Below are 14,698 nucleotides of genomic sequence, written 5' to 3'. Positions count from 1 at the left end.
GCGGGTTCAACCAGCGTCCGCAGAAGCCCGTGACCGGCATCACAAGCTGGTCGTAAATGCTCACCTTGCCTGGGCTCAGCTCCTGGCGCAGGACCCGGCAGACTACGAACCACGCCACCATTCCGACGATGTCCCGGTAGGCGAGTTGGACGAGATCAAAGCCGGCGGGACTGTCAGATTTTCTGTGTAAATGGCCCTCGCACTCATACGGGCACTCGGCCCTCGAACACGATCGACAGGTGGTTCAGGGCGCCGGTCCAGTCCTGAACGGGCCGGGTCCAGCGCTGTGACGCCCTCTCGATCGCAAGGTACAGCACTTTCCTGACCGCCTCCGGGGTTGGGAACGCGCCGCGCTTCCTCGTCACCTTCGTGAGCTGCGCGTTCAGGGCCTCGATCGCGTTCGTCGTGTACATGACCTTGCGGATCTCGGGCGGATAATCGAAGAACGGGGTCAGGTTCGCCCAGTTCGCCCGCCACTTCCGGCTGATCATGGGGAAGCGCTCGTCCCAGCGCTGAGAAAAGGCCTCCAGCGCCGTCTCGGCCGCCTCCAGGCTCGGAGCCCTGTAGATGGCCCGCAAGTCCCTGGCGACCGCCTTGCGCTCCTTCCAGGCGACGAACCGGAGCGAGCCGCGCACCAGATGCACGATGCAGAGCTGGACCTGCGTCTTCGGGAACACCGACTCGATCGCCTCGGGAAAGCCCTTGAGGCCGTCGATCGCTGCGATCAGGATGTCCTCGACCCCCCGGTTCTTGAGTTCGGTGAGGACCGAGAGCCAGAACTTCGCCCCCTCCGCTTCGCCCACCCACAGCCCCAACAGCTCCTTGTTGCCCTCGAGCGTCAGGGCCAGGGCAAGGTAGACCGCGTGCGTCCGGACGTGGCCCCGGGAACGCACCTTCACGTGGATCGCGTCCAGATACACGATCGGGTACACCGTATCCAACGGCCGGCCCTGCCACGCCTTCACGTCCTCCAGGACCGCGTCGGTCACCGCCGAGATCAGCGACGGTGAGACCTCCACCTTGTACAGCTCCTTCAGGTGACCCTGGATCTCCCGCGTCGTCATGCCCCGCGCGTACAGCGCGATCACCTTCTCGTCGAACCCGCCCAGCCGACGCTGGCCCTTCCTGACGAACTTCGGGTCGAACGTCGAATCACGGTCCCGAGGCACCTCGATCTCGAACTCCGACGTGTCCGTCTTCACTCGCTTCCGCGTACGGCCGTTGCGCGAGTTGCCGCCGTTGCGGCCCTCTCTCGCGTGCTTCTCGTAGCCCAGGTGGTCGGTGAGCTCTCCCTCCAGCGCCCGCTCCACCACCCGCTTCGTCAGCGCCTCCAGAAGACCGCCTCCGCCCATGATCTCTTCCGGGCTGCGGCCCTCCAGCAGGCTGTCGAGAAGCTCGTCTACCTCCCGCTCCGTCGCATCCTTCTTCCTCGCCATGGTCTCCTCCCGCTTCCAGAGTCTACTCCATGGCCATTTACACAGAAATCAGCACACTCCCAAAGCCGGCCTGCTCGAGTTTCTTCACGAGGTCTCGCTTCCGATAGCGCCTGAAGTGGCCGAGAGATCGGTCAAAGCGGCTATTGAGCGCCGGCAACGCCGGGACCCAGAGGCAGAGGTGGCCCCCGGGCCGGAGCACCGCGCGCATCATCGTCAGCTCCGCGAGATCGTCCCGAACATGCTCTAGGACGTTCACACTTACCACGGAATCCACTCCGGGGGTGTTCTCCACTTTCATGAAAGCCGAGAGAAGGCAGTGGTGAACACTCGCGTTCAGATTCTCCCACAACCGTTCGCGGAGAAGCTCATACATCCTGTCGCTCGGCTCGACCGCGTAGAGGTGCGAAGGTTGCCGCTCGAGAATCAGTTGCGAGATGTTCCCGCTCCCCGCGCCGACCTCCAGAATCCGATCTCCGAGATAGGGCGAGAAGAGGCGGAGAATATCGCGGTGATACTTCACAGCCGAAGACATCGCCTCAAGATCGCGGCCCGGGTAGTCATGCATTCCCGGCACGCCCCCGTCGGGGGTTGCCCGTGCGCGCGAACCTCCACCCTCACGCTGCCTCATTCGACCTCTACCGGCGCCGGTCGTAGTCGCAGAATGGCGGTAACCGGTTCTCCTCCCTCATAGATCAGTTCAAACCGGCTCGGTGCGGATTGAATGGCAGGGATCAGATATCGACCGGTCGTCCCGCTCACCTGGTCGACAACCACGTAGCTCGCCCCCATTGCATCAAGGCCTCTCATCACGGTCGCCGCATCAGCCGAGAAAGGATACACGTCCCCGCGTCGGCGCGAGTACCAATAGAAGAGACGCGGCTTGCGGTTCGCGATGACCGCGTCGGGCGGCGTATTCTCGCGAGCCCAGCGGGCCGCCGCATAGAGCCTCGCCGAGGCCGGCACCTCGCACGGGCGACCCGCACGGTAGGACGCGATACAGGCCACGCGGCCGGGGATCGCGGTCGCAGCCCAAGTGATCCCGAATAGCGCGACAACCACCGGGACTGCCGGGCGCAGCCAGCGGCCGGAGGTGCGGAGGGGAAGCCTCCACAATGCCGAGAGCGCCAGCAACAGAATTACGGGCAGCAGAGGAAGCAGGAAACGTTGATCGGTCCATACCGACGGCCAAAGAGCGATGAGCCCAGCGTACAGCAGCGTGAAGATCTCCGCAGTCCCGAGGCGATTTCGCGCAAGGTTCGCCCACCCCAGCAAGGCCGCCGATCCCGCGAGTAACCCGAGAATGATCCTGCCCGCTCCCGGACCGCCTCCCGGACCCAGCAGGATGGCGGGGAGCACGCGGCTCACATACGCCCAGCAGTTCTCCGCTGCACGTTCGATGAGCCCCGCGAAACTCACCGCCCCCGCCTCCGGCGAATACGGGTCCACGAGGAGGAGCACAGACAGGTATCCGGGTTGATCCGCCGCCGCCCAGCGCTGATAGAGCGCCCAGGCTGCCAGTGCCCCCACCGCCACGAGCATCGTCCACGCAGCCCGGCGATACTGCCGCGCGAGAAGCCATGCCAGCGGCAAGGCCATCAGCACCGTCATGCCGGCCGTACGGGTCGCGAAGGCCGCGGCGGCAGCGCCCATCGCGTATATCGCCCCGCGGCCATCTCCCCGTTGCGACAACCAGAGAGCCGCAACGATCAGCAGCACGAACGGCGCCTCGCTAAGGATATAGTGTCCGTATTCCAGCAGGGTCGGATTCACGGCAAGGATCCCCGACGCCGCCAGGGCCGGGCCACTCCCGACCCAGCTCCGCCCGAAGTGCGCGGTGGCCCACACAGTCATCGTCGTGACGATGAGCATGGCGAACTTGGCTACGAACACGCCTCCGACCCACCCCAGCCCGGCAAGCATCAACGGCAGCAATGGGGGGTATCGGGCATGCAGCGGCGTCCCGGGCAGGTACAAATCGCGGTATCCCTCCCCGTTGCGCAGCGCATCGCCGAGAATGAGGTAGCCGGCGTTGTCGCCGCCCGGAAAGAGAGTGGGCTCGAACACCAACAGACCCAGCAGCAGATGGACGAAGGCAAATCCAAGCGCTGTGAGACCAAAGGCGTCCCGCACCCCTCCTCTGCCCTCTGCCATGCGATGATCAGTCATCGCATGATCCGTTGGGCACCTGGGCCACGGCGCAGAGAGACGGCAGTACTGTAGCAGGCGACAAGTCGATCCACGACGCTGGGGAGCCCGAAATGTTCGCGCATGTGCGCCCTCCCTGTCGCCACCCGTTCCCGTGCCGTGGCCGGGTCCCCGACTACCCCGACGATGGCGTTCGCGAGAGCACCGGCGTCGCCGGGCGGAACGAGGAGCCCCGTCTCGCCGTGCCTCACGATGTCCGGGATGCCGCCGACATCGGAAGCGATCAGGGGCAGCCCGAATTCGAGTGCCTCGAGAAGAACCACGCCGAGCCCCTCCGTGTCACCTTTGCTGTCCACGACAGCCGGGAGGATGAAGACGTCGCTCGTTCGGTACGCCTCCCGGAGCGCTTCTTCATCGACGCGACCCGCGAAGCGTACGAAAGCGCCGACGCCGGCACGGCGGGCCTCCGCTTCCAGCGGGGAGGCCTGGGGTCCGTCTCCGACCACCATGAGGGTCGCATCCACGCGCTCCCGGACGCGGGCCAGCGCCCGTATGAGGATATGCACCCCCTTCCGCTCCACAAGGCGCCCCACAAAGAGGAGACGGATCGCACCGCTCTCATCGCGAGACCGGCCGGCCGCGGTGGCAAGCGCCATCGATCCGTCGGAGATGGCCGCGCTAAACGGAATCACGGGCACCTCGCGCTCGGTGTACCGCCTCACGGCCGCGGAAGTCGCCGTCGAGATCGCCGTCACCGCGTCCGCGCTCTCGATGGACCAGCGGAGAAACGGCACCGCCCATGGGAGACGCCGTTCGACCCAGCGGATCTCGACGGAATAGAAGCTCGACATGACCGCCGTTCCGCTCCCGGCCGAAGCCCTGGCCAGCGCGCCGAACCAGGCATGCGGGACGGGCCAGTGTACATGAACGACGTCGGGGGGCGACGACGCTCCGAGGCGAATCGAGGCAAGACTGCCGCCGAGCATGTATCCCGGCAGAAGCCCGGCGTAGGCTGGACGTGAGCGAATGCGGTCCGGCGCGGTCTCGTCGTGGGTAAGGGTTTCGAATCGGGCCGGAGCGTACCGGAAACGACGCACGGGGATGCCCCGCCACTCCGCCGCGCCCCCGCCACGGTAAGCAGGCGCCAGCACCTCCACGTTCAGGCCCCGTTCGCGCAGGCCGAGCAACAGTCTTCCGAGCCAGGGCGTGATCACATCGTCGTCGTGCCGCGGGAAAGCGGTCACGACGTGCACGACCTTCACGGGCTGCCGTCGCGCTTGAGATCCTCGATCTCGTCTCGCAGTTGTGCCATCGTTTCCGCGAGGAAGCCGAGGATGAAGAGGAGGAGACCTCCCACGATCAGTAGAACGACGAGCGTCAGCAACGGGCGATAGCCGAGCCCGAACCCGAAGCGCAGGACGAGCGCCGTCACGCCCGTGAGTGCTCCGGCCGCGATCATGGCGAGGCCGCTCGTGCCGAAGAAGAGCAGCGGCTTGCGTCCGAACACGAGCTGGAACCACACCGAGACCAGATCCAGCATCCCGATCAGGATCCGCCGGCGCCCGGAGAACTTGGCCTCGCCGTGCCGCCTCGGGAGGAGATCGATGTCCAGCTCGCCGAGCCGGTATCCGCGGGCATGGGCGAGGACGACCAGATAGCGATGCCAGTCGTGCCGCAGCCGGAGACCCCGCAGGACATCGGCCCGAAAGGCCTTCATGGAGTTGAGGTCGCGCACGGGCACCTTGAAGATGGCGCGTGCGAGCCGGTTGTAGATGGATGAGATGAAGCGCTTCTCGTAGCGCCCCACCTTCCGTCCCGCGACGAGGTCGTACCCCTGATCCAACAGGTCCGCGAACCGCGGAATCTCCTCCGTCGAGTGCTGCAGGTCCGCGTCGAACAGTACGAGGTATTCGCCGCGTGCGGCCTCCGCCGCCGTCAACATCGCCTCCGTCTTGCCGCGGTTCGCCCGGTGCCGCAGCACGACGGCGGCAGCGCCGAGTCCCGCCCGCGCCGCCGCCTCCTCGGCCGCCTCCGCCGTCCCGTCGCCCGAACCATCGTCGACCAGGATCACCTCCGCCGGCAGATCGTGCTCCGCGAACGTCGCCGCGAGTTCCGCGAACAGCTCGGGCATGTTCTCGGCTTCGTCGTACGCGGGAACAATGACCGAGACTTTCGGGTCGCTCATACGCGCCGCCGCAGGCGGGCCGAGAGGATCCCCAGCTGATCCCGGTACTTCGCCACCGTGCGTCGTGCGATGCTCACACCCTCCTTCTGCAGTCGCGCGGTGATTTCGTGGTCGCTCAGCGGCGCCCCGGGGTCCTCGTCCGTGACGAGTTTCCGGATCCGGGCGCGCACGCCCTCCGCGGACACGTCCTCGCCTCCACGGGTCGCATAGCCGCCCGAGAAGAAGAACTTGAGCGGATACAGTCCCCGCGGCGTCTGCACGTACTTCCCGTTCGTCACGCGAGAGATGGTCGACTCGTGCATCTCGACGTGCCGGGCGACGTCGCGCAGTGTGAGCGGCCGCAGGTGCTCAACTCCCTTTTCGAAGAAGTCCCGCTGCCGCTCGACGATGAAGTCCATCACCCTCAGCATCGTCTGCCGGCGCTGCTCGATCGCATCGATCAACCACCGGGCGCTGCTCAGCCTCTCCGAGATGAACGCCTTGTTCTCTCCCTGAAACCGGGCCCGATCCGCGGCCACCTCCCGGTACACCGGCGAGAGTTTGAGCCGGGGGAACGAAGTGTCGTTGTGCGACACGTGATATCGATCCTCGACCCTCTCCACCGTCAGATCCGGGATCACGTACGATTCCGACGTGTCGGCGTACCTGAGCCCCGGTTTGGGATCGAGCTTTGCGATCTCGTCGCCCGCCGCCTGCGCTTCGCGCGGCGTGACGCCGAATTCGTCGGCCAGTTCCAGCCACCTGTGGTTCGCGAGATCGTCGAAACGCTCATCGACGATTCGATGGGCCAGCGACTCCCCCCGGTCGCGGTCGCGCAGCTGGAGCAGGAGCGTCTCCCGCAGGTCGCGGGCTGCAATGCCGCTCGGCTCGAAGGACTGGATCCGGCGAAGCATCTCCTCGACCTCTTCCAGGGAGACCGTCAGCGCCTCGACGATCCGGTCGAGCGGGCACGAGAGGAACCCCTCGCGATCCACGTTGCCGATGATCTCTTCGCCGATCAGCAGCTGACGCTCGCCTAGACGGAGGAGGTTCAGCTGCTCGTGAAGATGGTCCCACAGACTACGGGTGGCCGCCGCCGTGGGCGTGTAGTACTCCCGGTCTTCGTATTCCTCACGCCGCCCGCCCGCATCGAAGTCGTCGAGGAGGACCTCCTCCCAGTCCACTTCCTCGGCGTCCACTTCGTCTGCATCCACTTCGTCGGCGCGCTCGTCCGGTTCATCGCCGGGTTCCACGAGGTCGAGGAACGGGTTGTCGACGAGTGCCTGCCTAAGGTGGCCCTGAAGATCGAGCAGGGGCATATGCAGCAGGTCCATCGCCTGATAGAGGCGGGGCTGCGCTTTCTGTTCCTGCCGCAGGTGGAGACCGGCGGAGAGGCCCGGCTGTCCCGATCCCATGTTCAGAGCCTGAAGTCCTCCCCGAGGTACAGTTGCCGCGCCTCCGGATCGTTGACGAGGTGATCCGCCGCGCCGTGGACGAGGATCTTCCCTTCGAAAAGCAGGTACGCGCGGTCCGTAATGGACAGCGTCTCGCGCACGTTGTGGTCGGTGATGAGAACCCCCAGACCCTTGTCCCTCAGGTCCCGCACGATGCGCTGGATGTCGTCGATCGCAATCGGATCGACGCCGGTAAAGGGTTCGTCGAGCAGCAGGAACTTCGGCCGGGTCGCCAGCGCCCGGGTAATCTCCAGGCGCCGCCGCTCTCCCCCGGAGAGCGAATAGGCCTTGTTCGCCCGAAGGTGCTTTATGGACAGTTCGTCGAGCAACTCCTCCAGGCGGGCGCGCCGCTCCTGCCGCGACATCTTGATGGTCTCGAGGATCGCCATCACGTTCTGCTCGACCGTGAGTTTCTGGAAGACCGACGCTTCCTGGGGGAGATACCCGATGCCGGCTCGCGCCCGCCGGTACATGGGCCAACTCGTGAGTTCGTCGTCATCGAGGTAGACGCGCCCCTCATCCGCCTTGAGCAGGCCGACGATCATGTAGAAGGTCGTCGTCTTCCCGGCGCCGTTGGGGCCGAGCAGGCCGACAATCTCTCCCTGCTGCAGCTGGATCTCCACCTGATTCACGACGCAGCGACGCTTGAACGAGCGGACGAGGCCTTCGGCCCGTAATACACTGCTCAACGGAATCTCCTGGATCTGAGGGCTGAGGCCGCGTCGGCCGTCGCACGACGCTCCCGTCCCGGTTGGCGGATGCCGGAGGCAAGCTGCGCACCCGGGCGCCCGGAGGCTCCGCTCCTGCGCACGGTGTCCGGCGGTGCGCCAGCCGTATCCGGTGGCGCCGTCGTACTGTCGGATCGGACGTCCGACGTGTCCGGAGGCGCACCGAGTGAGTCGCCCGCGACTGCGGCCGCGGCACTATCGGCCACCGCCGCCGCGCTGTCCGCCGCGGCTGCGCTATCGGCCGCCGCCGCGCTGTCCGCCGGTGACGGGATCCCGAAGGCTTCCCGGGGTTCCAGGAAGGCGCCGATCGCGTGTTCTCCGTCGACCCCGACGGGTTCTCCTCCCTCGAAGTCCACCTGAATGCGGCGCGCGACAAGATAGTTCAGTGACGGGCGGGCGCTCGTGGTCGAGTCCCGCACCATCCGGTAGAAGGCGCTGGCATTGCCGACGATAACGAGTTGCGACATGAAGGGGTCCGGCGCGGCCGCCGAATCCGCGGCCGGGGCCGTCGAGTCCGCGATCGGGGCCGCGGACCGCTCGAAGGCCGCAATGAGCGTATCGCCGCGCGCCCAGTTCGCCGAGCCATCGGTTGGCAACTCGATCTCGGTCGCCGCCTCGTCACCCTCCTGGACTTCGGTCGTGTCCGCGCCGGCTTCAGCGGAGTCGGCCGGGGGGGCTTGAAGGCTGTCCTGTCCGGTCGCTGTCGAGTCGGGCACGGGCTCTGCGGCGGTCGAGTCGGTCGCCGTCGAGTTGGCCACGGGGGGCTCCGCAACGGTTGAATCGGTCACCGTGGAATCGGGCGTCGCCGGTTCCTCCGGGGGCGGGGGGATCACCCACGACGTGTCTCGCTGGACCGCGACCGCCTTCCCCATCGCGTACGCGGTGTCGATCTGACTCCCGTACATGACGAAATGAATCGAGTCACCCTGAAGTTCGTGGCTGCCGGAACGCGCCCGGCTCACTCCCTCCCCGTGAGCCTGCACATCTTCGACCTCGCGGTTTTCCAACTCGATGTCGATGCGTTCGCCGGTCATCTCGAATCTCTCCCCCGACGCATAGCCACCGCCGATGGCGTGGATTTCCTCGAGTTCCTGATTCTGGGAGAGGAACCGTATCGAATCGCCCTCCAGCCGAATGCCCTCGGCCTCGATCCACGGCTCACCCCACAGGACGCCGAGGCCATCGGCGCGGGTGAGCATTGCGCTGTCCGCCCGAGCCCGGAGGTCGCTCCGATCGATGACCGCGTCGCCGTAGAAGCGAGCCTCGTCCTCGCCCGCGAAAATGGCGAAGTCCGACTCAACCTCGAACGGTTCCGGGGACTCCGTATTCGTGGGATAGAAGGTAACGATCGGCCGCCCCGGCGCGGTCGTCACCGCGTCGACGCCGGAGACGGCTCGCAGGAATTCCGCGCGGGGCCCGTTGAGCGTGGAGCCGTCGGTCAGACGGACGAGTTCAACATCTTCCTCGGCAATGACGAAATCGGAGAGGTGAAAGTACAGGAGCCGGCCTGACTTCAGCGTCCTGATCGAGTCTTCGTAGACGACGGCGCCAATGAGTTCGACTTGCTGGGGGCCGTCGCGCTTTATCGCGCTGTCCGCCTCCATCGTGGCTCCTCCGCAGGTCCACAAGTAGCGGCCGCCGAGATAGGTGACGTGCGCGCCCGTGACGTCCCGGTTGGTGACACTCCTCGTGTCGGGGTCGAGCGGGCTCCACCGGAGGTTGCACCGGTTGAGCGCCTCCCCGACGCCGGGTTCGGGCTCCTGCGCGACGAGCGGGCCGGCGAGCCATATCGCCAGCACGAGACAGCTCGCAAAGCTGAGGCGTCCGCGAATCACCGGCGCTTCGCCTCCGTCGTATCGGGCGGCGCCACGAGGCTGTCCGGGAGGACTGCCGCCGTGTCGGGCGGTGCCGCGAGGCTGTCCGGGAGGACTGCCGCTGTGTCGGGCGGTGCCGCGAGGCTGTCCGGCCGGACCTCCGTCGTATCGGCCGGTGTCACCAGGCTGTCCGGCAGGATCTCCGTCAAATCCGGTGGGTCCGCCGCAATGTCAGTACTGTCTGCTGTCGCCGTGGAATCCTGAGCTGGCTGCGCCTCTGCATCCGGCTCCGTCATCGTCGAGTCGGTCGGTGCCGGCTCCGCGCCGGCCGGATCCGCCGCGGCCGGATCCGCCGCGACGGCTCCCGTCGTGTCTCCGGCCGGATCGGCCGGCAGGGGGACCGCCTCCGAGTAGACGACCCGGGGCCGCATCTCTCCCTCCTGATTCATGACGATGACCGAGTCGAGCGTGGGATCCGATTCGAACCCGGTCCCTTCGAGGGTCAGTCCCTCCAGCCCGCGCAGGAGGTAGAACGCCGTATCGCCATACAGGCGACCGTCGATGTTCTGGTACCGGAGGCGCTCGGTCTCGAGGCGCTGGTCGTCTCGGCGGTCCTCCACGACCACGTTCCGCTCCGCCTGGAGGTCGCCGGTGAGTTCGTGGAAGATCCCGAACTCCGCGGTTACCTCGGTCGACTCCAGTCCACTCGGGTCGAAGAACAGGAGCGTCATGCGGCGGAGGTGAATCTCGTTGCCCTCGTGCCACTCGGCCGTGTCGGCTACCACGACCGCGCGCCGGATTCCGTCGCGGGTGATGAACGATCGCATGCCTCGAGCGGAGGTATCCACGCCCTCGGGCAGCGGCTCGCCCGCCGTCGGAGGTGCATCATCGGACCCACACGCGGCGAACACGGGCAGCAGCGGAAGGACGGCAAGCGGCCAAGTGCGCACTGGTCTCCGCAGGGTACCGACCCCGCTCACTCGCGGCCTCTCCCGGCCTCTGCGAACCGCCCACTCAACTCCCAAACCGTCCTCCTTCTCGAAACTCGGCAACCAGCCCCTCCCACTCCCCTCGCGCGACGAGCAGGGCCTCCGCGAACTCGCGCACGGCCCCTTTCCCGCCGGGCACCGTCCCCACCCAGACCGCCTCGCCCCGCACCTCCGGTACGGCCCCGACGACGGCAGCCGGAAACCCTACGCGTTCCATGACCGCGAGGTCGGTGAGATCGTCGCCAAGGTGCGCTGCCTGGTCCCACGTGCAGTCGCGTCGCGCCAGCATACCCCGAAGGGCCGAAAGCTTTCCCTTTCGGGATCCGAGCGAAACCTCTTCGATATTCAACTCCCTGGCCCGCAAGCGGACGGCTGCCGACCGCCTGCCGCTGAGGAACACGACCATCAGTCCCGATCGCTGCATCATCCGGATCGCCAGGCCGTCGAGGGCGTGAAAGCGACGCAGATCCAGGGGAGGGTCGGCGGAGTCCCCGTCGAGGGAGTCCGAGCCGACCCAGATCGACCCGTCTGTGAGCACGCCGTCCACGTCCAGAGATACGAAGCGAACGGCTTTGGCGAGTCGGGGGTCCATCTCGGGTCTCGGGCTCACAGGCGGGGCATTCAGACCGTCACGGCCTCGCGCACGCGCATCGACCGCTCGACCACGCGCTCGAGTTCTGCGAGCGGAAGCATGTTGGATCCGTCCGAGGGCGCAGCCCCCGGATCCGGGTGTACCTCGACAAAAAGGCCATCCGCCCCGGCCGCGACCGCTGCCGCCGCGAGCCGCCCGATGTGTTCCGGTTCCCCGCCGCTCCGAAAGCCCTCTCCGCCCGGCAATTGCACGGCGTGGGACGCATCGAACACCGTCGGGCAGCCCGTTGCGCACCGCATGAGGGCGAAGTTCCGCATGTCGACGATCCACCGCCCGTAGCCGAAAGCGAAACCCCGCTCCGTCACCGCCAGATCCCGCGCCCCCGCGTCGCGCAGCTTCCCGATTACGCCGCCGACATCGCCGGGAGCCATCCACTGACCCTTCTTGACGCTCACCGGATGTCCGGTGGCCGCGGCCGCTCGCAGGAGATCCGTCTGTCGGCAGAGGAAGGCCGGAATCTGGAGCGCGTCCACGACCGCCGCCGCTCGCGCGGCCTGCTCGGGGAGGTGAATGTCGGTGAGCAGCGGGAGTCCGGAGCGGTCGCGCACCCGGGCCAGCGCCTCCAGACCCTCATCGAGCCCCGGTCCGCGGGGGGAAGACGCGGAGCTCCGGTTCGCCTTGTCGAAAGAAGCCTTGAACGTCACCGGGAGATCCAGCCGTTCGCCGAGTTCCGCCAAGTGGTCGGCGATCTCGAAGTTCAGGTCATCGTCTTCCAGCACGCACGGCCCCGCGATGAGAAAGAGAGAAGTCCACGGCGCCCCCAAGGCACCCGATTCGGCCCGCCGGCGCCCGGAAAAAAACGAGGGCCGCCCCGGACTCATCTCCCGACCGTGACCCCTTCCGTGCGGACCGCCGCCTCCGAGTCCTCCCACTCATCCGCCATGCGCTGCCGACCGGCGTCGTCACCCGGCGTACTCCGCAGGCCGTCCCGCCGCCTCACGGCCGCCTCGACGAAGGCCGCGAAGAGCGGGTGAGCGTCGTTCGGGCGCGACTTGAGTTCCGGGTGGAACTGCGTCGCGAGGAAATAGGGGTGCGCGGGAAGTTCGAGCATCTCGACGAGGCCCCCGTCCGGGGACATGCCGCTGAAGGCCAGGCCGCTCTCACGGAGCGTCGCCCTGTAGGCCGGGTTGACCTCGTACCGGTGGCGGTGTCGCTCGGAGATCTCGTCCGCGCCATATACCCCACGGGCTTGCGATCCGGGGTGGAGCAGACACGGGTAGGCTCCGAGCCGCATCGTGCCGCCCATGTCCGTCACCTGATGCTGGGAATCCAGCAGCGAGATCACCGGATGGCTCGTCTTCGGGTCGAACTCGGACGAATGGGCGTCCGAGAGACCGCACACATTGCGCGAAAACTCGATGATGGCGCACTGAAGTCCGAGGCAGATTCCGAAATACGGGATCTCACGTTCGCGCACGAACCGTATCGCGTCCAGCATCCCGTCGATGCCGCGCTCCCCGAATCCGCCCGGGATGAGCACGCCGTGGAAGCGTTCGAGGAAATCGGTGCCCCGCGCCTCTACATCCTCCGCGGAGCGCCACTCCACCTCCACTTCGACATCGTTGACGGCGCCGCCGTGGATGAAGGCCTCCGCGATCGACTTGTAGGAATCCACGAGTTCCGTGTACTTCCCCACCACGCAGATCCGCACTTGGCCTTTTGACGGATGCTTGATCCGGTCGACCATCGCCTGCCAACTGTCGAGGTTCGGCGCAGGTGTGTCGAAACCGAACTGCTCGCATATGCGATCGTCCACTTCCTGCGCGCGATAGGCGAGCGGGAGTTCGTAGATGGTCGCGACGTCGCGCGACTCGATGACCCGGTTCTCGTCGACGTTGCAGAAACGGGCGATCTTCTTCTTGATCCCGTCGTCGAGGTCGTGTTCGGTCCGGCACACGAGCAGGTCGGGCTGGATGCCGATCCCCAGGAGTTCCCGCACCGAGTGCTGCGTCGGCTTCGTCTTCAATTCGCCGGACGCGTTGATCCATGGGACGAGCGTGAGGTGGACGAACAGGGAGTGCTCGCGCCCGACATCCTGCCGGAACTGGCGGATCGCCTCCAGGAAGGGGAGCGACTCGATATCACCCACGGTTCCGCCGATCTCGGTGATCACGACATCGTGGCCCGGCGCCAGCCGCCGCGCCGCCGTCTTTATCTCGTCCGTGACGTGCGGGATGACCTGGACCGTGGCGCCGAGGAAGTCACCTCGCCGCTCCTTCGTGATGATGTCCTGATAGACGCGGCCTGTCGTCACGTTGTTCGCCTGCGACAGCGACTCGTCGATGAACCGTTCGTAGTGTCCGAGGTCGAGGTCCGTCTCCGCTCCATCGTCGGTCACGTAGACCTCGCCGTGCTGGAACGGAGACATCGTCCCGGGATCGACGTTCAGATACGGGTCGAACTTCTGGATCGTCACGCGCAGGCCGCGTTCGACGAGCAGGCGTCCGATCGAGGCCGCGGTGATCCCCTTCCCCAGCGCGGAGACAACCCCTCCTGTAATGAAGATGTACTTCGTCGGTGACCTGTCGTCCGTCATCCCCGCACCTCCTTGCTGGATAATACCCGTTCCGCCCGCGCGATGTCGGCCGGCACATCGACTCCGGGTTCGGTCCAGGGACCGAGTACGACGTGAATCCGCATGCCCGCCTCGAGGGCCCTCAACTGCTCGAGCCGTTCCGCCCGCTCCAGCGCGGATTCGGGCAGGGCGGCCCATTGCTTGAGCGCGGAGCGCCGGCACGCGTACACACCGATGTGGCGCAGCCGCGTGCTCGTCCCCGGCGCCGGCGATTCGTCCCGGGAGAACGGGATGGGGCTGCGGCTGAAGTAGAGCGCCCGTCCATCGGCGGCCCGGGCAACCTTGACCACGGCCGGGGACCGCCACTCGTCTTCCGCCCGGATCGGGGCTGCGATCGTCGCGACTTCCCGCGCTCTCCGCACGGCGCCCTCGATCGCCCCTCCGTCCACGAAGGGCTCGTCCGCCTGGAAGTTCACGACGACGTCATCCTCCTCCGCGCCGAGAAGGTCGGCGGCTTCGTTCACGCGGTCCGTGCCCGAAGGGTGGTCGGAGCGCGTCCGGACGACCTCCGCGTCGAACCCCCGTGCGCAGCTCTCGATCTCTTCGCTGTCCGTCGCGATCACGACGCTGTCGAAGGCGCGGATCGCCGATGCGGCGCGCCAGCACCACTCAAGAAGCGTGCGGCCGGCCAGCGGCTGGAGGGGCTTCCTGGAGATACGGGTGCTGGAGATACGGGCGGGAAGGACGCAGATCACGCCCATCGCTGGGGAGGCCGGGAGTCGGTCCGGAGCGGCATCGCAA

13 protein-coding genes are annotated in these 14,698 nt (G+C 66.9%); all 13 read right to left on the bottom strand.

Annotated elements, in window-relative coordinates; all coding sequences use genetic code 11:
• Positions 1–203: 203 nt before the first annotated feature.
• Positions 204–1,436: an IS256 family transposase gene (locus tag ACOOGH_RS05685; protein WP_420438216.1), complete on the bottom strand. Its 1,233-nt coding sequence runs from the start codon at positions 1,434–1,436 to the stop codon at positions 204–206.
• 37 nt (positions 1,437–1,473) lie between these two features.
• Complete coding sequence (locus tag ACOOGH_RS05680; protein WP_420447998.1) at positions 1,474–1,956, bottom strand: class I SAM-dependent methyltransferase; 483 nt, start codon at positions 1,954–1,956, stop codon at positions 1,474–1,476.
• A 104-nt stretch (positions 1,957–2,060) separates the two neighbouring features.
• Positions 2,061–3,602 carry a hypothetical protein gene (locus ACOOGH_RS05675; protein WP_420447997.1) on the bottom strand — a complete coding sequence of 514 codons (1,542 nt, stop codon included), beginning with the start codon at positions 3,600–3,602 and terminating at the stop codon, positions 2,061–2,063.
• On the bottom strand, positions 3,599–4,843 hold the full coding sequence (locus ACOOGH_RS05670) for a glycosyltransferase family 4 protein (RefSeq protein WP_420447996.1): 1,245 nt from the start codon (positions 4,841–4,843) through the stop codon (positions 3,599–3,601). Before ACOOGH_RS05670 ends, ACOOGH_RS05675 begins: the two co-directional genes overlap by 4 nt.
• Positions 4,840–5,766: a glycosyltransferase gene (locus ACOOGH_RS05665; protein ID WP_420447995.1), complete on the bottom strand. Its 927-nt coding sequence runs from the start codon at positions 5,764–5,766 to the stop codon at positions 4,840–4,842. The genes ACOOGH_RS05670 and ACOOGH_RS05665 overlap by 4 nt, the downstream gene beginning before the upstream one ends.
• The gene (rpoN, locus tag ACOOGH_RS05660) at positions 5,763–7,160 is read right to left on the bottom strand and encodes an RNA polymerase factor sigma-54 (protein WP_420447994.1); all 1,398 of its coding nucleotides are present in this window, start codon (positions 7,158–7,160) and stop codon (positions 5,763–5,765) included. Before rpoN ends, ACOOGH_RS05665 begins: the two co-directional genes overlap by 4 nt.
• Before the next feature lie 2 nt (positions 7,161–7,162).
• Positions 7,163–7,888, bottom strand: a complete 726-nt coding sequence (gene lptB, locus ACOOGH_RS05655; protein WP_420447993.1) for an LPS export ABC transporter ATP-binding protein — start codon at positions 7,886–7,888, stop codon at positions 7,163–7,165.
• Positions 7,885–9,762, bottom strand: coding sequence for a hypothetical protein (locus ACOOGH_RS05650; RefSeq protein WP_420447992.1), 1,878 nt, complete (start codon positions 9,760–9,762; stop codon positions 7,885–7,887). The genes lptB and ACOOGH_RS05650 overlap by 4 nt, the downstream gene beginning before the upstream one ends.
• Positions 9,759–10,691: an LPS export ABC transporter periplasmic protein LptC gene (gene lptC / locus ACOOGH_RS05645; protein ID WP_420447991.1), complete on the bottom strand. Its 933-nt coding sequence runs from the start codon at positions 10,689–10,691 to the stop codon at positions 9,759–9,761. Before lptC ends, ACOOGH_RS05650 begins: the two co-directional genes overlap by 4 nt.
• Before the next feature lie 64 nt (positions 10,692–10,755).
• Positions 10,756–11,322, bottom strand: coding sequence for a KdsC family phosphatase (locus ACOOGH_RS05640; RefSeq protein ID WP_420447990.1), 567 nt, complete (start codon positions 11,320–11,322; stop codon positions 10,756–10,758).
• A gap of 29 nt (positions 11,323–11,351) precedes the next feature.
• Positions 11,352–12,146, bottom strand: coding sequence for a 3-deoxy-8-phosphooctulonate synthase (kdsA, locus tag ACOOGH_RS05635; RefSeq protein WP_420450069.1), 795 nt, complete (start codon positions 12,144–12,146; stop codon positions 11,352–11,354).
• Between the two features lie 53 nt (positions 12,147–12,199).
• Entirely contained in the window at positions 12,200–13,918 is a 1,719-nt protein-coding gene (locus tag ACOOGH_RS05630; RefSeq protein WP_420447989.1) for a CTP synthase, read from the bottom strand.
• Complete coding sequence (gene kdsB / locus ACOOGH_RS05625) at positions 13,915–14,658, bottom strand: 3-deoxy-manno-octulosonate cytidylyltransferase (protein WP_420447988.1); 744 nt, start codon at positions 14,656–14,658, stop codon at positions 13,915–13,917. Before kdsB ends, ACOOGH_RS05630 begins: the two co-directional genes overlap by 4 nt.
• Between the last annotated feature and the right edge of the window lie 40 nt (positions 14,659–14,698).

It is taken from the genome of Candidatus Palauibacter sp. (assembly GCF_965213655.1).
Taxonomy (GTDB): Bacteria; Gemmatimonadota; Gemmatimonadetes; order Palauibacterales; family Palauibacteraceae; genus Palauibacter.
The sequence above is the reverse complement of the archived record's forward strand: the minus strand, read 5'-3'. Positions and strand labels throughout refer to the sequence as shown.